This window comes from Paenibacillus sp. J23TS9, assembly GCF_018403225.1.
GTDB lineage: Bacteria > Bacillota > Bacilli > Paenibacillales > Paenibacillaceae > Paenibacillus_AQ.
Window position 1 is genome coordinate 114,742 of the sequence record NZ_BOSG01000005.1, and the last position, 22,735, is coordinate 137,476.

At 48.8% G+C, this 22,735-nt stretch carries 17 protein-coding genes; 12 read left to right on the top strand and 5 right to left on the bottom strand.

The window, feature by feature from the left end; translation table 11 throughout:
• Nucleotides 1-21 precede the first annotated feature (21 nt).
• Nucleotides 22-1,437 carry an FAD-binding oxidoreductase gene (locus KJS65_RS24510; RefSeq protein WP_213652461.1) on the top strand — a complete coding sequence of 472 codons (1,416 nt, stop codon included), beginning with the start codon at nucleotides 22-24 and terminating at the stop codon, nucleotides 1,435-1,437.
• A gap of 16 nt (nucleotides 1,438-1,453) precedes the next feature.
• Nucleotides 1,454-2,773, top strand: a complete 1,320-nt coding sequence (locus KJS65_RS24515; protein WP_213652701.1) for a (Fe-S)-binding protein — start codon at nucleotides 1,454-1,456, stop codon at nucleotides 2,771-2,773.
• Between the two features lie 276 nt (nucleotides 2,774-3,049).
• Here the strand turns inward: KJS65_RS24515 and KJS65_RS24520 are convergent, their stop codons facing one another.
• The 3 genes from KJS65_RS24520 to KJS65_RS24530 form a co-directional block, all read right to left on the bottom strand.
• Nucleotides 3,050-5,053 carry a methyl-accepting chemotaxis protein gene (locus KJS65_RS24520; protein WP_244864786.1) on the bottom strand — a complete coding sequence of 668 codons (2,004 nt, stop codon included), beginning with the start codon at nucleotides 5,051-5,053 and terminating at the stop codon, nucleotides 3,050-3,052.
• Between the two features lie 178 nt (nucleotides 5,054-5,231).
• Nucleotides 5,232-6,023 (bottom strand): SDR family oxidoreductase, encoded by a 792-nt coding sequence (locus KJS65_RS24525; protein ID WP_213652462.1) that lies wholly within the window; start codon nucleotides 6,021-6,023, stop codon nucleotides 5,232-5,234.
• Between the two features lie 117 nt (nucleotides 6,024-6,140).
• Nucleotides 6,141-7,331: a MalY/PatB family protein gene (locus tag KJS65_RS24530; RefSeq protein WP_213652463.1), complete on the bottom strand. Its 1,191-nt coding sequence runs from the start codon at nucleotides 7,329-7,331 to the stop codon at nucleotides 6,141-6,143.
• 142 nt (nucleotides 7,332-7,473) lie between these two features.
• Here KJS65_RS24530 and KJS65_RS24535 point away from each other — a divergent pair, with 142 nt between their 5' ends.
• Nucleotides 7,474-8,106, top strand: coding sequence for a TraX family protein (locus KJS65_RS24535; protein WP_213652464.1), 633 nt, complete (start codon nucleotides 7,474-7,476; stop codon nucleotides 8,104-8,106).
• 10 nt (nucleotides 8,107-8,116) lie between these two features.
• Here KJS65_RS24535 and KJS65_RS24540 read toward each other — a convergent pair whose 3' ends face one another.
• Entirely contained in the window at nucleotides 8,117-8,515 is a 399-nt protein-coding gene (locus KJS65_RS24540; RefSeq protein ID WP_213652465.1) for a hypothetical protein, read from the bottom strand.
• Between the two features lie 190 nt (nucleotides 8,516-8,705).
• Between KJS65_RS24540 and KJS65_RS24545 the strand changes: the two genes are divergently transcribed.
• Nucleotides 8,706-10,061: an N-acyl-D-glucosamine 2-epimerase gene (locus KJS65_RS24545; RefSeq protein WP_213652466.1), complete on the top strand. Its 1,356-nt coding sequence runs from the start codon at nucleotides 8,706-8,708 to the stop codon at nucleotides 10,059-10,061.
• A gap of 76 nt (nucleotides 10,062-10,137) precedes the next feature.
• Here the strand turns inward: KJS65_RS24545 and KJS65_RS24550 are convergent, their stop codons facing one another.
• A complete protein-coding gene (locus tag KJS65_RS24550) occupies nucleotides 10,138-10,881 on the bottom strand; it encodes an SDR family NAD(P)-dependent oxidoreductase (protein ID WP_213652467.1) in 744 nt (247 codons plus the stop codon).
• Between the two features lie 322 nt (nucleotides 10,882-11,203).
• Between KJS65_RS24550 and KJS65_RS24555 the strand changes: the two genes are divergently transcribed.
• From KJS65_RS24555 to KJS65_RS24590, 8 genes are all read left to right on the top strand, one after another.
• On the top strand, nucleotides 11,204-11,749 hold the full coding sequence (locus KJS65_RS24555) for a glutathione peroxidase (protein WP_213652468.1): 546 nt from the start codon (nucleotides 11,204-11,206) through the stop codon (nucleotides 11,747-11,749).
• Nucleotides 11,750-11,924: 175 nt separating this feature from the next.
• Complete coding sequence (locus KJS65_RS24560; RefSeq protein WP_213652469.1) at nucleotides 11,925-12,974, top strand: LacI family DNA-binding transcriptional regulator; 1,050 nt, start codon at nucleotides 11,925-11,927, stop codon at nucleotides 12,972-12,974.
• 92 nt (nucleotides 12,975-13,066) lie between these two features.
• Nucleotides 13,067-15,502: a glycoside hydrolase family 94 protein gene (locus tag KJS65_RS24565; protein ID WP_213652470.1), complete on the top strand. Its 2,436-nt coding sequence runs from the start codon at nucleotides 13,067-13,069 to the stop codon at nucleotides 15,500-15,502.
• 229 nt (nucleotides 15,503-15,731) lie between these two features.
• On the top strand, nucleotides 15,732-17,354 hold the full coding sequence (locus KJS65_RS24570; protein ID WP_374706221.1) for an extracellular solute-binding protein: 1,623 nt from the start codon (nucleotides 15,732-15,734) through the stop codon (nucleotides 17,352-17,354).
• A 93-nt stretch (nucleotides 17,355-17,447) separates the two neighbouring features.
• Nucleotides 17,448-18,353 (top strand): ABC transporter permease, encoded by a 906-nt coding sequence (locus KJS65_RS24575; RefSeq protein WP_213652472.1) that lies wholly within the window; start codon nucleotides 17,448-17,450, stop codon nucleotides 18,351-18,353.
• Nucleotides 18,354-18,374: 21 nt separating this feature from the next.
• The gene (locus tag KJS65_RS24580; RefSeq protein WP_213652473.1) at nucleotides 18,375-19,253 is read left to right on the top strand and encodes a carbohydrate ABC transporter permease; all 879 of its coding nucleotides are present in this window, start codon (nucleotides 18,375-18,377) and stop codon (nucleotides 19,251-19,253) included.
• Between the two features lie 39 nt (nucleotides 19,254-19,292).
• Nucleotides 19,293-21,026, top strand: a complete 1,734-nt coding sequence (locus tag KJS65_RS24585) for a sensor histidine kinase (protein WP_213652703.1) — start codon at nucleotides 19,293-19,295, stop codon at nucleotides 21,024-21,026.
• A 13-nt stretch (nucleotides 21,027-21,039) separates the two neighbouring features.
• Nucleotides 21,040-22,707 (top strand): response regulator transcription factor, encoded by a 1,668-nt coding sequence (locus tag KJS65_RS24590; protein WP_213652474.1) that lies wholly within the window; start codon nucleotides 21,040-21,042, stop codon nucleotides 22,705-22,707.
• The last annotated feature ends 28 nt before the right edge of the window (nucleotides 22,708-22,735 follow it).

Here is a 22,735-nt window from a genome sequence, read left to right on the forward strand (position 1 = left end):
GCGATCAAAGGAGTGCTTTCCTTGCTGCAAGAAGAAGTAAGACGCGAACTCATCTCCATATTGGGCAGCGAACATTACAAAGACGATCCGCAGTCCCTTGTAACTCACTCTTATGACGGAACTCCGATGCTCCAATCTCTGCCGGATGCAGTCGTGTATCCGTCGAGCACGGAGCAGGTGTCACAAATTATGAAGGTGCTGAGCCGCTTCAAAATCCCTGTCGTAGGCAGAGGCTCAGGAACCAATCTATGCGGAGGCACCGTGCCGGTTCATGGCGGTGTGGTTATGGTTATGCACCGGATGAATCAAATTCTTGAAATTGATCTTGAGAATCTGACAGCCACTGTTCAGACGGGGCTAAACACCAAGCAGTTCAGTACCCATGTCGAGAGTCTGGGCCTGTTCTACCCACCCGATCCCAGCAGTATGTCCATTTCCACCATTGGGGGAAATATTGCGGAATGCTCAGGTGGACTGCGCGGTCTGAAATACGGGACAACCAAAGATTATGTGATCGGCCTGGAAGCCGTTCTGGCGAACGGAGACATTATCCGGACCGGCGGCAAATTGATGAAAGACGTGGCAGGCTACGACCTGACAAAGCTGCTGGTTGGTTCTGAGGGTACGCTTGCAATTATCACCGAGGCAATTCTGAAGCTGATTCCGCCTCCAAGATATAAAAAGACAATGCTGGCGATGTACAAGGATTTGTACGGAGCGGCACGGACGGTATCCAAAATCATCGAAAACCGGATTATTCCGGCTACCCTAGAGATCCTGGACAACGCAACCATTCGAGTGGTGGATGACTTCGCCAAACTAGGTCTGCCCCTGGATATGGAGGCTATCCTCATTATTGAGCAGGATGGTGATGAAGAAGCCGTGGAACGTGACATTGCGATCATTACGGAAGTGTGTAAAAGCGAGAATGCCGACCAGGTCAGCATTGCAGCAAGTCTGGAAGAGGCGGAAAAGCTGCTGACCGCTCGCCGCAGTGCATTCACGGCTTTGGCCAGACTGCGTCCGACCACTATTTTGGAGGATGCGACTGTGCCGCGCTCGAAGATCGCTGAGATGGTAGTCGAGATCAACCGGATCGCGCTGAAGCATCAGGTGCAGATCAGTACGTTTGGCCATGCGGGCGACGGAAACCTGCATCCGACGGCGACGACCGATGCGCGTAATAAAGAAGAGATTGAGCGGGTAGAGGAAGCGTTTGAGGAAATTTTTGAAGCGGCCATCCGTTTGGGAGGAACCATTACCGGAGAGCATGGCGTCGGCATGGTGAAATCGCCATATTTGGAATGGAAGGTTGGTCCGGCGGGAATGGATGTCATGAAAGCGATCAAGAGTTCCTTCGATCCACATAATTTGCTTAATCCCGGCAAGGTATTTGCGAAGGAAACACGGAAACGGGTGGTGATCCAGCGTGGCTAATGGGCAAGCACAACCTATGAATGCACTTACCGAAAAGCTCCGTTTACGCCTCGATGAGGATCAGTTGACGAACTGCATGCGCTGCGGCTTTTGCCTTCCAGCATGCCCGACATTTGCGGAAACTGGCCTTGAGGCCGAGTCTCCACGGGGACGGATTGCCCTCATGAAGGCTGTCACTGACGGCATTATGGTGCCGGACCAGGCTTTTGAAGACCAAATGAATCACTGTTTGGGCTGCCGTGCATGCGAACCGGCTTGTCCGGCAGGAGTCCAGTATGGCCAACTCATTGAACAGGCACGGGATGCCATTGAGGATCACAAAGAACATAAAACATGGGTAAAAGTTACTCGCAAGGCCGCATTTAAGACCGTATTTCCTCATCAGGAGCGGATGAAATGGGTCGGCCGCGGATTGCAATTTTACCAAAAATCCGGACTTCGTACTGTAGCGCATGCTTCGGGTGCGATGAAGCTATTCCCTAAGCATATGCGTGACATGGAGAAAATTCTGCCCGATGCTTCCGGCAAAGGCGTCGTGGAGAAGATCGGCGAGCGCCATCCAGCTAAGGGAGAGAAGGTTGCGACGGTTGCATTGTTCAGAGGCTGTATTATGGACGTTCTGTTTACAGAAACCAATATTCATACGGTTGACCTGCTTACGGCCGCCGGCTTTGAAGTGGTCATTCCGCGTGAACAGAACTGCTGCGGAGCGCTGCATGCGCACAGCGGGGAAGCAGAAGGAGCAAGAGATCTCGCAAGACGTAATATCAAGGCGTTTAAGGCGGCTGGGGTGGATTATATCGTTTCCAATGCTGGTGGCTGCGGGGCAATTCTGACCGAATACGATCATCTTCTGCATGAGGATCCGCAGTGGCGTGAAGATGCTGTCTGGTTTGCCGAACGAGTGGTTGATATTAGTGATCTGCTAGTCCGTGCCGGAAGAAGTCTTGATTTCAGTCAGGACAAGACGCAAGGTGTCGCAGAGCCTGTCCGGATTACCTATCAGGACTCATGTCATCTCCGTAATGTCATGAAATCAGCGGATGCGCCCCGTAAATTGATGCGCCAAGTAGAGGGTGCTCAGTTCATAGAGATGAAAAACGCTGACCGCTGCTGCGGCTCAGCAGGGATTTACAATGTCACGCAGCCGGTAATGGCCGGACAGATCCTCGACCACAAGATGGAGCATGTCGAGGCAACCGGAGCCAGCTATCTGCTGACCAGCAATCCCGGATGCCTGCTGCAAATGAAGCATGGCATCGATGAGCAGGGGCTGAGCGGCCAGATGAAGGCCGTGCATATCGTCGATTTCCTGCATGAGCGTATGAAGAAATAAGCTTGACCTAAGGTATAAGATATATACAAGAATAAGATGCCAACCCCTAAGTTAATTTGCACTTAAAGGTTGGCATCTTATTTTTAAAGCAGTTATAGAAATGTGAATGACCTCGAAGTAGCGGAGAGGACGAAACGATTCCGGAAAAGCGATAGCGGTCGCCTTTGCCCCCAAATATTCACCTTGAAAAAGATTAATAACATATATTTGGGGGCAACAGCGATTGGAGGAACGTTTCGTTCACGCAGCGTTGCCCACAGGAAAATCATTTTTCCATTATTTATCCAGCTTAAACCGGTCAATCATGGTCTGCATATCCACAGCCATCCGGGCGAGCCCGGCAGCCGACGAGGTGATTTCCTCCATGGATGCAAGCTGTTCCTGGCTGGCCGCATTTACCCGTTCAAATGATTCGACCGTCTGACGGGAAATGCCTGCAACCTCGTGAACCGCAGCTGATATTTCTTCGCTGCTGGCTGACATCTGCTCGGTTACTGCGGAAATGTCTTGAACCTGGTCGGAGATTTGCTTGGCAGACTGCTCGATGTTCACGAAGGCCTCCAGTGCCTCAGCCGTGACATTCAGTCCTTGGTTTACATCTGTTTGAACCTTGTTCTTCATGACATCATATACACCGGAGATCAGCTCTGTCATTTTAACGATCGTCTGCTGGATTTCATCGGCTGTGATGTTGGACTGGTCAGCAAGCTTGCGGACCTCATCCGCTACAACAGCAAAGCCTCGTCCGTGTTCGCCAGCACGCGCCGCCTCAATTGCGGCGTTCAGCGACAGCAGATTCGTTTGTTTGGATATTTCCGAAATGGCTGTGCTCATGGCTGCGATATTGGCGCTGTGGTTGTGGAGCTGCTCCATCAGCTCTGCGGATTCAACCGTAGAAAGCCGGATGTTGTCCATTTGCTCGCTGACCTGACGGATCTTCTGGCTGCCTGCGTGCACATCCTCTTCCGTACGGCTCGATGAATCTACGATCATGCCTGCGGATTCGGCTATTTTCTGGATGCCTCGTGTCATTTCTTCAATGGTGCGTGCCGTTTCCTCTGTGGCGAGTGACTGCATTGTAGCGCCCTCGGATGAATCCGAAACCAGACCGGAGACAAGCTCCACTGACTTGGCATTCATCTCGGTGCTGGCCGTCAGCTCCTCGCTGGAAGCAGCAAGCTGACTGGAGGTGTCACCCATGTCAACGACCATACGGCGCAGTGAGGCAACCATGCCGTTATAATTGCTTGCCAGCGTACCGATTTCATCCTTGCGTTTGGTGACTACCTCTTCGTTCAGATGTCCTTCACTTACACGTATGGCGGAACGGTTGAGCTGCTCGATCGGCTTTGTCATTCCTCTGATGATGAAGAATAGAAGCACCAGAACGATGGCAACAGCTATCACAAGCACGCCAACGGCGGTGTAAAAAATCGGACGCGTTGCATCACTATACTCGCTGTCAGGAAGAATACCTACAATTTTGAAAGCGGAGATGCTGTTCGTGGCGTAATAACCGCGCTGGAGCACATGGGTGTCAGGATTGGTGTACTGAATAAAACCTTCCTTCTGGCGGTGCATAATCTCCAGCTGTTTTCCGGTAGCCTTTTCCCCTGTTTTAATGGTCGGATGGGACATCATTTTGTCGTTCCGGTCCATGAGATAAATGTAGCCTTTATTGCCAAGGCGGATATTTTTGACGGTTTGGTCCATTCCAGAGATGCTGAGACTGATATTAATGACGCCTTCCCCATCAGGTAGGGTCTTGGAAATGGTCATGACATAGTTTTTGGTAGAAAAGGATACAGAAGGATCGGCGACCATAGCTTGTGTGGGATACTTTTTGGCGAGCGTATACCAGGCGCGGGTACGAGGATCAAAATCCTCCTTACCTGGATCCGGTGATTTCATCCAGGCTCCACGATCATTGCCGAGCGATACCAATTCGACTTCCGGATGCTGTGCCTTGTAATCGTTGATCAGCTTGCGGGCTTTTATGGAGTGTTGATCGATCTCTTGCGACGTGATCTGATTCGCGAGCTGGTTAATGTTCGATACCTGCATTTGGACCGTCGTTTCCAGAAGCTTATCGAGCAGCGTCACACTGGATTGAGTCATATCCTCCATTTTAGTTTGCAGCTGCTCCTTTGCGCTGTTTACAGAAAAGAGCGCCAGAAAAATATTTGGAATAATGACCATGAGACAGATGATGAGCATAAGCCTGCTGCGCAGTCTTTTAATCCTGAATAGATTAAAGATTCCCTTCCATTGTGCTTTCAAAACAATTCCCCCAGATGTATATATGATACGGATCCTCTTTTTTTTTGTTTATAATGAGGAATCCCCCTTCTATATTTCGACAAAATGAGTCAAATTTTTCATAGACGATTGCCAAATATATAAAATAAAAAAAGAGTCCGTAGATTCGGACTCTTGGGATGCTGCAAATATAGAAGAATCAGCCGCGTAGCAGGGACTCGGCCCCGTCTACATAAATTTCCGTTCCCGTGACATGAGATGATTCATCGGATGCAAGAAAGAGGACGAGATTGGCGACCTGTTCAGGCTCACCCGGCTTTTGCTCCAGCGGGTGGTTTCCTTCCGGAAACTCCACAGGAATCTTCACCTTCTCCAAGTCATCCGACGGGTAGGTGTTCTCACCGATATTCGTATCGATCGCCCCGGGACAGACCGCATTGACCCGGATTTTATAGCGCGCGAGCTCCAGGGCCGCCATTTTCATAAAGGCGACTTGTCCGGCTTTTGTGGATGAATAGGCCGAGAAGCCAATACCGGAGAAGACGCGGTTGCCGTTAATTGAACTGGTAATAATCACGCTTCCCCCGTTATCCTTCAGGAGTGGAATGGCATATTTCACAGTTGCGAAAGTACCTCGCAAATTCGTATTGATGGTTTGATCCCATTCATCGATCTCCATGGTTTCTATAGGCGCGGTAGTGCCATTAATACCGGCGTTGGCGAATACGATATCGATCTGCGAATCCTTTTCGGCAATTTGCGCATATGCCTGTTTGACATTCTCGGGCTTCGAGATGTCGCATTCAATGACGAACGCTTTTCCTCCTGCCTCTTCAATCCGGCGTTTGGTTTTCTCCGCATGCTCCGGCGTACGATCCAGCATATACACTTTGGCTCCTTGCTGCCCGAAACGGATGGCTGCTGCCTCTCCGATGCCCGAACCGCCTCCTGTAACTACCGCTGTTTTTCCTGCAAGACGTTGCTCTGCCATGGTAAAAAACCTCCTTTATTGTCTTGGACATGTCAGTAGTTAAGTACCCTTATGGCATGAACTGAATCAATAAATGAAGGGAAGAATGGCAGGGAAAAATGAGAAGGCTCAACTCATTCAGGCATTCTTTTGCTCAATCCGCCATTCAGTCAACGCAGCATCCAGCCGCTTCATTGCTTCGACGACAGTGGCCATAGGGCAGGCGATGTTCATACGCATGAATCCGGCTCCACCTTGTCCAAATGCAGATCCTTTATTTAAGGCAAGCTTGGCTTTGGTCAACAGAAAGGCTTCCATTTCATTCGGGGTCATACCAAGACTGCTGAAATCAAGCCATAGCAAATAAGTCGCTTCCGGCTTTTGGACCTTGATTTCAGGTATATGTTTGCCCATATATTCAACGACATAATCAATGTTTTTCTGCAGATAGGTAAGCACTTCATCCAGCCACTCACCGCCATCGGTATAAGCTGCTTCGGCGGCCGTGCTCCCGATCGTGCTGATGGATCCCACGTGATAGAGCTGGAGCGCCTTCATAAAAGTACTGCGGATATCCGGATCCGGAATGATGATATTGGATGTGTTGAGTCCGGCAATGTTAAAGGTTTTGCTAGGCGCAGTGCAGATAATGGAACGATTCTTTGCCTCATCAGACAACTTGGCGAGCGGGATGTGCGCATTTTTTTCATAAATCAGATCGGCATGAATTTCATCGGATATGATCAGGACATCATGCCGTGTGCAGAGCTGGACCAAGGTTTCAAGTTCCTCGGATGACCATATCCGTCCGACCGGATTATGAGGGCTGCACAGAATCAGCATTTTCACCTGCTGGGTGCTCAGGATTTCCTCCAATGCTTCAAGATCCATGGAATAATATCCGTTCTCAGGCTTCAGCGGATTTAGGACAAGCTCGCGGCCATGATCCTTGACGACGCTATGAAATGGAGGATATACCGGCGGCTGAATGACTACCTTGTCGCCCGGTTCGGTAAAGGCTTGTATGGCGAAGCTAAGCGCGGGAACGACGCCCGGGCAAAATACGAGCCATTCCGGATCAATTTCCCAGTCATGGCGTTGTTTCATCCAGTTTACGATAGATTGCTTGTATTCGTCCGTCTGCATGGTATAGCCGAATACGCCATGTTCAACACGTTTCTGCATGGCTGCAATCACAGATGGCGGAGACTCGAAATCCATGTCGGCCACCCACATTGGAAGTGCATCAGCTGTGCCAAAAATATTTTTCATCCCGTCCCATTTATCAGAGCCGGTGAGATTTCTCGTAATGATTTTGTCAAAATTCAAAGTAGTTACCCTCCTTGAGGTGAGATGGTATTATTTCTTTTATGAATATATCACATCGGAGGGAAACTTGGAGAAAGAGCTGACTCAAAGTAAAATAGAATAAAATACATTCGCGCGAGTAACGTGAAAGGAGGAAGAGCTTGTGCAGCTGATCGCCATGCTGACCATGCTGGTAGACCATTTGGGTATCGTGTGCTTTGAAAATCAGCTCTGGCTCCGGATCATTGGCAGGATCGCATTTCCGATTTATGCATATGCCCTGGTTCAGGGTCATGTACATACACGGTCAAGACCGAAATATCTGGCAAGACTGTTTGTCCTTGCACTTTTGTCGCAGATTCCGTATCAACTGGCAATAAACCCGGAAGGTTTGAATGTGATTGCCACGCTGTTTATGGCAGCCGCCATTATGCAGATCATGGACCTTACGCCTTCTTTATGGGCAAAGGGAAGCATTGTTCTGGTAACATGCGCAGTTATGGAGCTCTTTCCTTTTGATTACGATGCCTATGGAGTGCTGCTGGTACTCATGTTCCGCTGCTTTGCGAACGAACGGCTGATCTTCGTCCATTTACTGCTTAATCTGTTATATGTCCTGGTCTATGGGCCGGGCGGTCTGATGCAGCTGCTGAGCATTGTTCCGACGCTGCTGATTGTGTATGGACCGGCAGTATGGAATAAACTCGAACAAGTTCGGGTACGGAAATGGGTGTGGCGTTCCTTTTACCCGCTGCATTTGACCGCTCTGGCAGTGCTGAGATGGACGGAGTGGTAAGACCTTCTGTTTAGTTCTTTGATTTCAGACGGACTGGAAAGATGCCCTCAATCTTATTGAGCGGAAACAGAATCCGCGAAGGGAATTTCCCTTTGGACTGTATCTCAATAAAATCGGTTCCGATCCCGACTAGTCGAATGCTTGAGAATGCCTTACCCGTGTTAAAGGTCGTCCGGAGGCCGACACGCACTGTACAGGGAGCCGGATTAATATCAAATACCCTAATGGACTGCAGGCTTAATGGTACGAATAGCTCTCCTTGTACCTGAATGAAATTGCTTTTAAATACACGCTGCAGCCGTCCTGGCTCCAGCCCCAGGCTCTCCCCGTTAATTTCGACCAGGTGGCCTGTCAGCTGGGCCAGCCGCTGCTGCAGTGTTATGTTTTTCCTGAGCTTGAGTATAGACAAGGAACATCCCTCCGCTTATGTGTTTGATCTATTGTATGAGATTAATTTTGGGCGGTGAGGGGATTCATGATGTTCTTGCCAAGAAAACAGGCAAAGGGTGAAATTTTCCATTTTCGGCAATGCTAGAATAGCAGGCGCATACTTTGCATATGCAGGGCTATTGCTCGAGTTCCGCAGGAAGGAGACCAACGTGAGAAGTGAGTTCGTAAGAGCTTGGGCCCTAGAAGGTCCGAGTATTCAAATTGATCCCTTGTTTCCCTATTATCAAAACCGTTCCGCAGATAGCATTGCTGAAGAAATACAGCTTGCCGGCTACCGGACCGTCCATTACTTTGTGGTGAACGAAAGCCAGGTGAATGCTGAACTCATTGAATCCTTACATCACCGAAACATTGCCGTCTGGGCATTGGTTATCGGAAACGGTTCATTTGCAACCTCTCATCTGCCGCAGGAATGGCCGACTTGGAAAATGGGACTTATAAAGGAGCTGAATGACGGATTTGAACGGTTCTCCCCATTTTCGAAGGAATATGTACAGTGGAAAAAGGAAGCTGTATCGCGGATGCTCCATAATTATGCTTTTGACGGCGTTGAAATTGCGGAGCCTTACTTTCCTGAATGGGATGGTATCCGCCGCGGAGTCTACGGAGATATTGGACCCGCAGCCCAGCAGGCATTTCAGGAAAAGCACGGGCTCGCGGTACCCGAATTCGTGAACAGATTTGCTTCAAATTATTATAAAAAAACGCCGGATGTCTACGCAAAATGGATTGATTTCCGCGTGGACGCCGTGAATGCACTTATTGATGAAATCATTAACGGCAGCGGCGGAGCACGTGAGATCCGTCCGGATATCCTGGTAGCCACCTGGTCGCTGGCTGTAGATGGCGGAGCGGTTTCAACCCTGCGGCTTAAGGAATGGCAGGGACTTGACGCCATCTCCATGATCGGAAGAGTCAAACCGGATCTCCACATGCTGCAGACCCATTGGCCGGACTGGATGAAACGAAATCTGAAGGCTGAATATCCAGGCACCTATGAAAGCTTCGCAGCCCCAATCCGGGCAGCATTTCCCGAGCTTCCGCTCGGAATACAGGCCGATGTCGGCTCAAGATCGAACATGATCAAGGACCGTACCTGGCTGAACCGATTCCAGAACACGGTCTATGATTTGGGGTATCAAACCTGGACTGCCTATGAATATCATTTGGGTGGATATATGTATGATGAGCATCCTGTTCCGCTTGCTGCACGTACGGAGGGAGACACCGAAGTAGTCATTGTCTTTAATAAGCGGGTGGATCCGGACTCAACCGGAATGATCGTGGCAGACGGCAAAGATGTTCAAGAAGCAGATATTGACGGAATCCGGGTGGAAGAAAGCATTGTGGACGGCAATAGGCTGTGGCTCCGCTTCAACCGGCTGCCCGAGAACAGACCGTTCGATGTGGAACTCCGCCATGTGAGGGATATGCCATCTTTGTGGCATGTGAAGGGGAAAAGAGCGAACGAGATTCCAGCTGGAACCTGGATCAGTATAAATTAACGAAGCGCCCCCCGAAAAGGTATGGAAAAAGCGTCCGGATTCAGCTTAAAACTGAATCACGGACGCTTTTTGTCCATTATTGGGCAGTGTATCCTCCATCCACCATCAGGCTCGTTCCCACCACGAAGGTCGAGTCGTCACTGGCTAGAAAAAGCACGGCTTTGGCGACCTCCTCGGCACTTCCCAGGCGGCCAATCGGATGCAGATCGACCAGCTTTTGCTTCGCTTCCGGCGGCAATGCTTTTAACAGCGGCGTATCAATGTATCCCGGACATACCGCATTGACACGAATACCTCTACTGGCATATTGGATGCCCAGGGTCTGGGTCAGCATGACCACTCCGCCTTTGGCGGAGCCGTATGCAGTAACTCCAGCCTTGGCGGCATGTCCGTGGATCGAAGCGGAATTGATAATCGCACCGCCGGTACCCTGCTTGAGCATTTGAATGAGGGCATATTTATCGGACAAGAATACGCCCGTCAGATTCACATCCAGCGTACGCTGCCATTTTTCAAGCGAGAGCTGATCGGCTGGCTCATCGTTGGCAACACCGGCATTGGCGAACATGATATCAACCTGGCCGTATGTATGCACGGTGCGTTCGATGAGTGCCTGAATATCCTTTTCTTCTGTGACATCGACTTTAACGTAGATAGCGCGATGGCCATCCTCCTGCAGCCGGTTGGCAACCTCTTGTCCAGCTTCGGAAAAATCGGCTATCACGACATTGGCGCCCTCCTGTGCAAACAGTCGAGCGGTTGCTTGACCAATCCCGCTGGCTCCTCCAGTAATAATGGCAGTTTTGCCGGATAATTTCATAGCACAACACTCCTTTGAAAGGTATGAATGTAAACTGAATCCGTTTATATATTACCCATTTGAATCAATTTCATAATACCTTAAGCCGCTTCAATCAAGGTTATATATAGATCAAACGGTTTTATTGGTCTATATATAGTTTCAATTTTATCATTTTAGTGAGTTATGAAATGGATTCAGTTTTCTAAAAATATCCTGAACCGCCGCTCATTTGCATCAAGGGGCAATGTATGTTAAATTTACATTGTGCACAATTTAATTTTGTTAAATTTGTAAAAAAGCCGTTATCATTACAACGGCAAATACAACGGAGGTTCGAGATATGAGCGTATATTCATTCAAGGCCAAAAATATCCGTGGCGAAGAAAAGGCATTGTCACAGTACGAAGGCAGCGTGCTTCTAATCGTTAACACAGCAAGTGAGTGCGGTTTTACAGTCCAGTATGCCGATCTCCAAAAGCTGTATGAGAAATACAAAGACCGTGGTTTGATGATCCTCGGCTTTCCTTCCAACCAGTTCGGCGGGCAGGAGCCGGGAAGCAATGAGGATGTCAGCACTTTTTGCCAGATCAATTATGGCGTCACATTCCCTCTCTTTGAAAAAGTGGATGTACGCGGTGCCGACCAGCATCCTCTTTTCGGCTATCTGGGTGAGCAGGCTCCCTTTGAAGGCTTTGATATGAACAACTCCGAGGCTAAAATGCTGTCGATGTTCATTCAGGAAAAGCAGCCTGAGCTGATGGAAGGCAATGACATCAAATGGAATTTCACTAAATTCCTGATAGACCGTAAGGGAAACGTGGTGGAACGGTTTGAATCTCCAATAGGGCCACTTGATATGGAACGGGCAATCGAAGCTTTGCTATAATCATGAGATCATGAGGATAAAAACCTGAAGCGCGAGTTTTACGCTTCAGGTTTTTTTACATACTTCATACTCATTTAGCGGTATTCACATTTTCAATGAATCTGGTTATTGTCTTTTGAGCGGAATTGAGGTTACAATTGGAAAATAAACGCGCTTTCACAAAAGAGGGGATACCATGCGCAGCGAAGATATTGCGAGATTGGCGGGAGTGTCCCGCAGCACTGTTTCCCGCGTCATCAACAACTATTCTAATGTTCCGGAGAAGACGCGTGCCAAAGTCATGAAGGTGATCGAAGAGAATCATTATGAGCCTAACACCTCCGCACGCGTTCTTGCCGGTAAAGGCATGAACACCATCGGTCTATTTGTGATCAGTACCGCAGACAAGCAGAATCCAAACCGCATATACCAGAACAATTACTTTGCTCCGTTCGTGGAGACCATCGTCGATACGGTCAACCGGATGGGCTATTACGTGCTGATTCATACGGTATACTCGGAGGATGACTTTCTGAAGGTCAAGCAGGCATTTCTGCAAAAAAGAATCGATGGAGGCATCATCATCGGCATGGAGAAGAATGCCGGGATGGTCCATGCGATAGCGAAGCTGGAGCTTCCCTTCGTGCTCATTGATTATGATATTGCGGAGCTGCTTGAGCACCGGCTGGATAAGGATTATGCAGCTGTCATTAATTCGAAGGATTATGAGGGAGCGGCTATGGCTGTCCGGTATTTGATCGAATTGGGGCATGAGCATATCGGATTGATCAGCGGAAGATTGAATACCCAGTCCGGCCGCCAGCGTTACCAGGCCTTTGTGGAGACGATGGAGGAGAACGGGTTGGGGGTTCCGGAGGAGCTTATTCTGAGCGGAGAATTCATCAGGCAGAAGTCATACGAAGAGGTCAAACAGCTGCTTATGTCCGGAAAGCGGCCGACCGCATTCTTTTCAGCCAACGACGAAATGGCACTGGGAGCCATGGATGCTTGCAGGGAGCTGGGACTCCAGATCCCTGGGGACATATCCATCGCAGGTTTCGATGATATCCCAGTCGCTTCCCAGCTCTCACCAGCGCTCACCTCAGTCCGGCTGCCCATTTATGAGATGTCGCAGGCTGCCGCACATCATATTGTTACAATGTGTGAAGAGGGCAGTACATCCTTCAGCACGGTCAGCTTTCCGACCCACCTGATCGTACGGGAAACCTGCGCAGAACCGAAATAATTGCTGTATTGGAAGATGCCGCCCGGTAACGGGCTTCATCATAGCGCAAAATAAACGCGCGTTCACAAATCAATGGAGAGGGGAACAGCAAAATGAAATTCGGTTTTTTTGATGACGCCAGCAAGGAGTATGTCATCCAGACTCCAAAAACGCCTTACCCATGGATTAATTACCTGGGAACGAAAGACTTTTTCGGTTTGATGTCGAATACGGGCGGAGGATATGCATTCTATCGCGACGCGCGGCTGCGCCGTTTGACCCGTTATCGCTATAACAGCATACCGGTAGATAACGGTGGCCGTTACTTTTATGTGTATGACGAGGGAGATTACTGGACGCCGGGCTGGATGCCGGTCAAGAAGGATCTGGACTTTTATGAGTGCCGTCATGGGTTGGGTTATACCCGCATCACAGGAGAAAGAAATGGCATACGTGCCGAACAGCTGGCTTTCGTACCACTGGAATACAATGGCGAAGTACATCAGCTGACATTGACGAATACCTCGGCTGCGCCGAAAAAAGTGAAGCTGTTCTCATTTATTGAATTTTGCTTATGGAATGCTTATGACGACATGACCAATTTCCAGCGGAATCTGAGCACGGGCGAGGTTGAAGTGAAAGGGTCTGTTATATATCACAAAACGGAATACCGGGAGCGCCGCAATCATTACGCCTTTTTCTCGGTGAACCGGGAGCTTGACGGCTTTGATACGGATCGAGAATCCTTCCTGGGACCGTATAATGGCCTGGAGGCGCCGCAAACCGTGGTATCCGGTCAATCCTCGAACTCTGTCGCAAGCGGCTGGTCGCCCGTAGCTTCCCACTGTGTTGAACTCGAGCTCGCAGCAGGGGAATCTATCTCCTTGAATTTTGTACTGGGTTATGTGGAGAATCCGGAAGAGGAGAAATGGGAATCGCTGAATGTCATTCATAAAGCCCGCGCGGAAGCGATGATCGCCCGTTTTGCGGATGATTCCGGCGTCGAAGACGCGATGCAGGAGCTGAGGAACTATTGGGATAATCTCCTGTCCAAATATACGATTCAAAGTCATGATGACAAGCTGAACCGCATGGTGAATATATGGAATCCTTATCAATGCATGGTTACATTCAATATGTCACGTTCAGCATCTTACTTCGAATCGGGGATCGGCAGAGGCATGGGCTTCCGCGATTCCAATCAGGATTTGCTTGGCTTTGTGCATCAAATTCCGGAGCGAGCCAGAGAGCGCATTATTGATATTGCTTCGACCCAGTTTGAGAACGGCGGGGCGTATCATCAATACCAGCCGTTAACGAAGCAGGGGAATAATGAGGTTGGCGGCGGCTTCAATGATGATCCGTTGTGGCTGATCGTGGGAACCGCGGCTTATATCAAAGAAACCGGAGATTTTGCTATCCTGGATGAGCAGGTCCCATTCGACTGCAATCCTGGCAATACGGCGACCTTGTTTGAACATTTGAAGCGTTCCTTCTATCATGTCATTGAAAATTTGGGACCGCATGGACTGCCGTTGATCGGACGGGCGGACTGGAATGACTGCCTCAACCTGAACTGTTTTTCGGATGTGCCGGATGAGTCCTTCCAAACCACGCAACATATTGAAGGCCGTACGGCTGAATCGGTATTTATTGCCGGGCTGTTCGTATTTGCGGGACCGGAGTTTGTGGAACTCTGTAAACGACGCGGGCTCTCTGAAGAAGCGGCAGCAGCTGATGTGCATATTGAGACGATGCGAAAGACCACGCTTGATCACGGTTTCGACGGTGAATGGTTTCTGCGTGCATATGATCATTACGGGCAGAAGATCGGAAGCAAGGAATGCGACGAAGGACAAATCTTTATTGAGCCGCAGGGCTTCTGCGTCATGGCAGGTATCGGCGTTCAGGAAGGACTCGCTGAGAAGGCACTCAATTCTGTTGCTGAAAGATTGGAAACGCCATATGGTATTGTGCTGCAAAATCCCCCGTACTCGAAATACTATATCAATCTCGGTGAGATTTCCTCGTATCCTCCCGGTTATAAGGAGAATGCAGGTATTTTCTGCCATAATAATCCTTGGGTGATGATGGCAGAGACGGTTATTGGCCGCGGCGACCGGGCCTTCGAGTTGTACCGGAAAATCGCGCCGGCTTATCTGGAAGATATCAGTGAAATCCATCGTACGGAGCCGTACGTGTATTCGCAGATGATCGCTGGCAAAGATGCAGTCCGTCAGGGTGAAGCCAAAAACTCATGGCTCACAGGAACTGCTGCCTGGAACTTTGTGGCGATTACGCAATCTATTCTGGGCATCCAGCCGGAATTTGACGGGCTCAAGATTAATCCATGCATTCCGGCTGACTGGGAGGAATTCACCATTACGCGGGTGTTCCGCGGAGATACGTATGTGATCCATGTGTCTAATCCTAACCGTGTAAGCAAGGGAGTATCATCCGTGACCGTGGACGGTAGCAGGGTTCAAGGTAATATTCTTCCTGTGTATGGGGACGGGCAAGCCCATCAGGTTGAAGTCGTCTTAGGCTAAAGCTCCATGTTCTGCAGCTACACTGTACCCTCACCGTGCGTTCCTTTTGGAACCACGGTTTTTTTGTGCCCCGCAATAGTTGTATATGGAAGTAAAGACCGGTATATAGCCTGAACCTGGAACCGCTACCTATAATGAGGATAGAAGGCAGACATTCATAAGCCATTAAATAATAGGAGGGTCAAACGTGCATAAAGTTCGGACAATTGGATTGGTGCTTACGCTCATCATGAGTCTTGGCATATCAGCCTGCAGCAGTAAAACGGCGGAAACAAAGCAGCCGGCGGAGAACACCGCTGCAGAGAAGCCGGAGGCTTCAAAGGAACAGGGAGTTTTGGAAATATCTACGGTTCGCGCACAGGATCCATATTTGAAGTTTGACGAAGGGGAGTCCTTCGACAAGAACGCCGTATATGACGCGTACGAGAAAGACACGGGTGTCAAAATCAAGAACCAATGGGTTGTGGATGGTACCGTCGATGGGCCTCAGTTCCAGGAGAAACTGAAGATGGCGATCACTACCAACGACATTCCGGATCTCTTCCCGGCCACTCCAGCCCAAGTACAGCAGTTGATTGAAGCAGATATGATTCAAGATCTGACAAGTGTATATGATCAGTATGCTTCTGACGAAACAAAAGAGTTTATGCAAAAAGACGGCGGTCTTCAGATGAGATCAGGCACCTTTGACGGCAAGCTGATGGCGATTCCACAAACGGGCAACCCTTTTGCACCGCAGCTGGTGTGGGTGCGCTCTGATTGGATGAAAAAGCTGAACCTGCCTGAGCCGAAAACGATGCAGGATTTAATGAACATCATGGAAGCTTTCGCGACGAAGGATCCCGGTGGAACGGGGAAATCCTACGGTCTGGCACTGAACAAGAAATTTGATGAAGGTGCGCTGGGTCTGGTCGGTTTTATGAATGGCTACCATGCCTACTTAAATCAATGGATGGAAGATGGCCAAGGCGGATTGATGAACAGTGATATTCAGCCTGAGATGAAGGAAGCGCTTCGCGGGCTGCAGGATATGTTCAAGAAAGGAATGATTGATCCGGAATTCGCAGTCAAGGATATGCAGAAAGAGTCCGAATTGATTTTCAGCAACAAAATTGGCGTGCTGTATGGGGCGGAGTGGACGCCTGCCCATTTGGCTCAAGCTGCTGTGAAGGATGGAAAGGTTGTTCAGGAATGGAGCGTATACCGTCTGCCTTCCATTGACAATACGGAGGCTTCCACGCAAATCGAGCTGGGAACGAGCAGCTATTATGTGGTATCCAAAAAAGCCGAGCATCCGGAGGCATTAATCAAGCTGCTGAATCAATGGATTGCCGTGGATAATCATCCAACCCCTGAACAAAAGGTATATGAATACGGCAAAGGCCTCAAGGAAAAAGGCAATAACTATTGGCTCCTTAGTCCTGTCATGGCATTCAACCTGTCGAGCAATAACGGGGAGGTGCTCCCGAAGGCCATAGAGACGAAGGATGAAAGTCTGGCGGTAACGAAGGATCAAAAAACACGTTACGACCGGGCCATGAAATATGTCAATGGCGAAGATATCAGCATGTGGTGGGAATACCTCATTTCCGGGCCAAACGGTGCGGTCTCGAATATTCCATATCTGAAGGAGCACAACCTGTTTCATCAGAACAAGTTTTACGGGGCTCCTACACCAACGATGGTAGAGAAACGTGAGATTCTTAACCGGAAACGTGATGAAATTTTCATGAAGATTATTATGAACCAAGTATCCATTGATGAATTCGACAAGTTCGTAACCGAATGGAAGAAGCTTGGCGGGGACGACATTACGAAAGAAGTCAATGAATGGTATGCGAATATCAAGTGATGTTTAGAGTATGACCAAGTTACGTTCGCACGCGGGGAATCGACATGCTTCGATTCCCTCATTTTCTAATTTGACCCAAGCAGGTGATGCATAATGAATCAATTGGAGCGCAGATGGAAGCGGGAATGGCCGCTGCATATCATGCTCATCCCCGGGCTCGTCTTTATTATCATATTCAGCTACATTCCAATGGTTGGCATACTTATGGCATTTGAGAAATACATCCCGACAAAAGGCTTGTTCGGTTCACCGGTCGTCGGGTGGAAAAACTTTCAGTTCCTGATGGACTATCCGGATGTAGGGCGGATTGTTTTTAATACCCTTTATATTGCGACGATGAAAATTATCGCGGGTCTGATTGTCCCGATTACGATTGCTATTTTATTAAACGAGCTGCGCAAAGAATGGGTGAAGCGTACGTTTCAGACGATGGTGTATTTGCCTCACTTTCTGTCTTGGGTTCTCCTGAGCGGCATCGTTATCGATGTGCTGTCTCCATCCACGGGAATATTAAATCAAATGCTGGGACTGATCGGCATTAAGCCGATTTTCTTCCTTGGAGATAACAAATGGTTTCCTTACGTCATGGTTATAAGTGATGTCTGGAAGGAATTCGGCTTTGGCACGATCATTTATTTGGCGGCACTCACCAACATCAATCCCACACTGTATGAAGCATCGGAAATTGATGGCGCAGGCCGCTGGAAGCAGACTCTCAACGTCACCTTGCCCGGAATGATGCCGATTATCGTACTCATGCTGACGCTTAATATCGGCAACGTTTTGAACGCGGGGTTTGACCAAATCTTCAATCTGTACAATCCCCAGGTGTATGAGAGCGGAGACATCATTGATACTTTTGTCTATCGGATGGGTATTGAACAGGCACAGTACGGGTTTGCAACGGCTGTCGGATTGCTTAAGTCCATCGTTTCGTTTGTTTTGATTTCAGTATCCTATGTCTTGGCTTATCGCTTCGCCAATTATCGTATTTTCTAGCAAAGGAGAACGGTCAAACTTATGAAAAAGTCATTGGGCAGACGACTGTTTCTGGGCTGCAATCTCGTATTTCTTACGCTGATATCATGTTTGTGCCTCATGCCAATTATTCATATATTAGCGGTTTCATTCAGCTCGGGTACTGCGGCATCGGCAGGGAAGGTGCTGCTGTGGCCGGTTGAATTTACGCCGGCGGCTTACCAGAATGTGTTCGGCAAACCGGAATATTTGCGGGCGTTCTGGATTACAATCCAGCGGGTCATATTAGGTACTGCGATTAGCATGTTCCTGACCATTCTTACGGCCTATCCGCTTTCCAAAGATACCACCCAGTTCGGGATGCGTACCTTATACGCATGGATCTTTGTGTTCACCATCTTGTTCAACGGAGGACTGATCCCCTGGTATATGACCATCAAGGCGGTCGGCCTCATTGATTCGATCTGGGCTTTGGTGCTTCCGGGCGCGGTTCAAGTATTCAATATCATCCTGCTGCTTAATTTCTATCGCAATCTGCCGAAGGAATTGGAGGAGTCATCCAAAATCGACGGGGCGGGCCATTTCACGACGCTCTGGAGAATCTATGCACCGCTTTCTCTGCCTGCGCTTGCAACCACGGGGTTGTTCACCATTGTAGGGCACTGGAACAGCTGGTTTGACGGCATGATCCTGATGAATCATCCGGAAAGATATCCTCTCCAAACTTTTTTGCAGTCCATCATCATTAAAATGGATCTCCGTTTTCTGAAGTCACAGGACATTGAGCTGATGCAGAAGTTATCCGACCGGACGAGCAAAGCGGCTCAAATTTTTGTAGCGGCGTTTCCGATATTAGTCATTTATCCGATCCTGCAGAGGTTCTTCATTAAAGGAATTGTGATGGGGAGTGTCAAAGAATAATAGTTCCATGCCGATCAACTCATCCTGGGGGAACGAATGATGAAGCTGTTATTCCGACTGAAAGACTCCTCAATTTTTTTGAAAATGATGGCTGTGTTCTTGAGCGTGCTACTCCCCCTCATGATGATTACATGGTTTATCAATGAGCGGGGAGCGAATAGCATCCAGACGGAAATATCACGCTCAACCTTAAATACAGCCAGCTTCTATCTCGATTCATTGGATAAGGAGGTTGAGCGCATAGCTCAGTATTTACCTACCTATGTGACAGACAGCGATTTGATGGAGCTGGCGGCGATCGGAACCGATATGACGTATTATGAGCGGGCGCAAAACATCACCCTGATTCAAAAGCGGCTTGATTTGATGAAAAACTCCAGCCCGTTCATTCGCGAGGCGAAAGCCTATGTACCCAAAATTGAACGGACGCTGCTCAGTGTAAAATATGAGACAGTAATTAGCCAAGAGGAATACGCTGCGATGCAGCATAGCGGGCCGTATTATAATGATCCGTTCATTTATTGGAATAATCGTCTGTTCCTCACGATGTCCTATCCCGCAAATACATTCAAGAATCCTTTGTTTGTCATTGGAGTCGAGCTCTCTACGAACAAGATTAAGGAGGCGCTGCAGCAAATTACGGGATCGAATAGCGGTGAGAGCATGCTGCTGAATATGGAGCAGGGTTGGGTTATTCGCAGCAATGAGCAGCACTCTGAGCTGCAGGATTCACTCCAAGACTTCATTCGGAAGAAACAGCTTGCCGGAGCGAAACAAGGCTATGAAATGGTTCATTTCGGATCCAAACGCTATCTCACCGTATTTAAGTACTCGGAGGTCTGGAAGTCGTATTCCATAACCTGTATTCCTGAGTCGGCCGTACTGGGCCCGATTCATACATACAGGCAATGGTTTTTATGGGCTTGCGCTCTTGCGGTTGTCATGGGAACGTTTTTTTCTTATTCTCTCATTAAGCTGATGTACCGACCATTAATGAGATTGATTCATGGCTTTAAGCGCGTGCAGAAACTGGAGCTGATTCCGGTTTCGATTGACCGTAGACGTGATGAGTTCGGATATCTATATCAAGCCTTCAATGATACCGTTCATTCGCTCAAGACGCTGATTGAGCAGAACTATGAACAGCAGATACGTAACCAGCGTTCGGAGCTGAAGCGGCTGCAGTCGCAGATCAATCCACATTTTCTGTATAATTGCTTCTTCGTGTTGTGCCGGCTGATCAAGTCTGAAAATAAGGATAAGGCGTACCAATTCTGTCTTTATATCGGTGAATATTTCCAATTTATTACCCGGGACGATGAGGATGTGATCCCGCTGGAGCTTGAGATAAAACATTCACGAACTTATCTCGATATGCAGACGATCTGCTATGGAGAGCGGATTCGAGTCCGCTTTGATATCATGATGCTGCCGCTGCAAGTTCCGAGGCTGGTGCTGCAGCCGATTATCGAAAATGCCTACAAGCATGGAATCGGCGCCATGACAGGACCGGGTGAGCTGTGGGTGCACAGTGAATTGAAGAAAGATCGGCTTACAATCTGCGTGGAGGATAACGGTAATCATTTGGATGATGGCAAACTGGAGCAATTGCGTGTGAGATTAACTTATTCGGCGAACCGCATCGAAGAGACAACGGGACTCATCAATGTGCATCGGCGGATTCAGCTTCACTACGGTGCAGAATTCGGGCTTGAAGTGTCGAGATCTTCGCTTGGCGGACTCAAAGTACTTATACATCTAGGCGTAGAATAAGGAGGAACCGGCTATGCGCAGACTGCTTATCGTAGACGATCTGCCTATCATTGTAGACGGGCTGCTGGAACTGTTCCAGACGACTGAACATATGGACTTGGAAGTGTTGAAAGCGTATTCGGGAGAAGAGGCTCTCCATAGAATGCGCCAACATCAGGTTGACATTGTCATATCGGACATTAAGATGCCAGGACTTGAAGGCATCGAGCTGCTGCAAATCATTCAAAAGGAATGGCCAACCTGTAAGGTCATCTTTCTTACCGGATATAATGACTTTCATTATATCCGGAGTGCGATGGCATATGGGGGCTTTGATTATATTTTGAAAGTGGAGAGCGACGATAAGATTATCCGTTCAGTCAAGCGGGCAATGGCAAAGCTTGATGAAGAAGGCGATCAGCTCAAGATGCTGGATCGGGTCAACGAAAGGATGCGTAAAGCACTTCCGCTGCTGCAGAAGGAATATGTATGGGATCTGCTCCAGGGTAAGCAGGAGTCAATAAAAGGTCTGGTGCATCAATTGAATGAACTGGCCATCCCTCTGCAGGCAGAACGGCAGATATTGTTGCTGTTAGGCAGGGTGGATACGTGGAAGGAATCGTTCACGCCGCTCGATAAAACACTGCTTCTATACGGAGTTCAGAACATTGTGGAGGAATATGCGGGGCTTGGCATGCAGTGTTACTCCTGTGTATATGACAGTTCACGCATTGTATGGCTGCTGCAGCCCCATGAGACAGGAATTAAAGAAGCAGCAGCATGGAAGACCGGGTATTCCCATATCAGTGCTATGCTGGAGAACATTCAACAGACATGCCAGCGGCTGCTGCGCGTGTCTGTCTCCTTTGCCCTCAGCAGCGAGCCGACGGATTGGGGCATGATCTCTCAGCGATTCCATATGCTGAAGTATTGTTTCGTTTACGGTCTTGGCCTCTCTCCCGGTGTCATTGTAACGGACTCGGATCTGGTGAAGCTGCAGGAAAACGGGGAAGAGGCGAACGATTATTGCCATCATACCCGCCTGCAGCTGCTTCAGCAATGTTTGGAGAACAATCACCGCGAGGAGTTCAATAAGCTGTATCTTCATCTCACCGCCGTATGGACTGGGGACTCTCATGCATATGGACGTAAGATGGAGCTGTACCATTCAATGGCATCCATCTTCCTGTCATGTATGGATCAGAATGAACCGTTCCGGCAAGCTGTGTACGAGAGGTTGGACATAGCCCTGCTGTACCAAAAGGATGAAGCGGCTTCGTGGCCGGATGTGAAACAATTTTTCTGGAATATGGCGGACTGCTATTTCACGCGGCAGGCAGCCCTGGGCGGGCAAGTAACTACGAATCTCGTCAAGAAGGTGCACCGTTTTATCGAGGAGCATCTGGCCCAGGATATTTCGCTAGTCACCATTGCGGATCATGTCGGGCTTAATCCATCCTACTTTTCGCGCTTGTATAAGCAGCTGACCGGGACTGGCTTGTCTGACTACATCAACGAATACCGGAACCTGAAGGCGAAGGAATGGCTGCTGAACACCCCGATGAAAGTCAATGAGATCGCTGCGGCTCTCGGGTACAACTCGGCCCTGGCTTTTATCCGCTTTTTTAAAAAGCAAAATCAGGAGACTCCGCAAGAATACCGTCTTCAGCGTCAGGTGGGGGAAGTCAAGAAGAGTATATAAATGTATGGAAAAGTCTCTTTCGACCCTA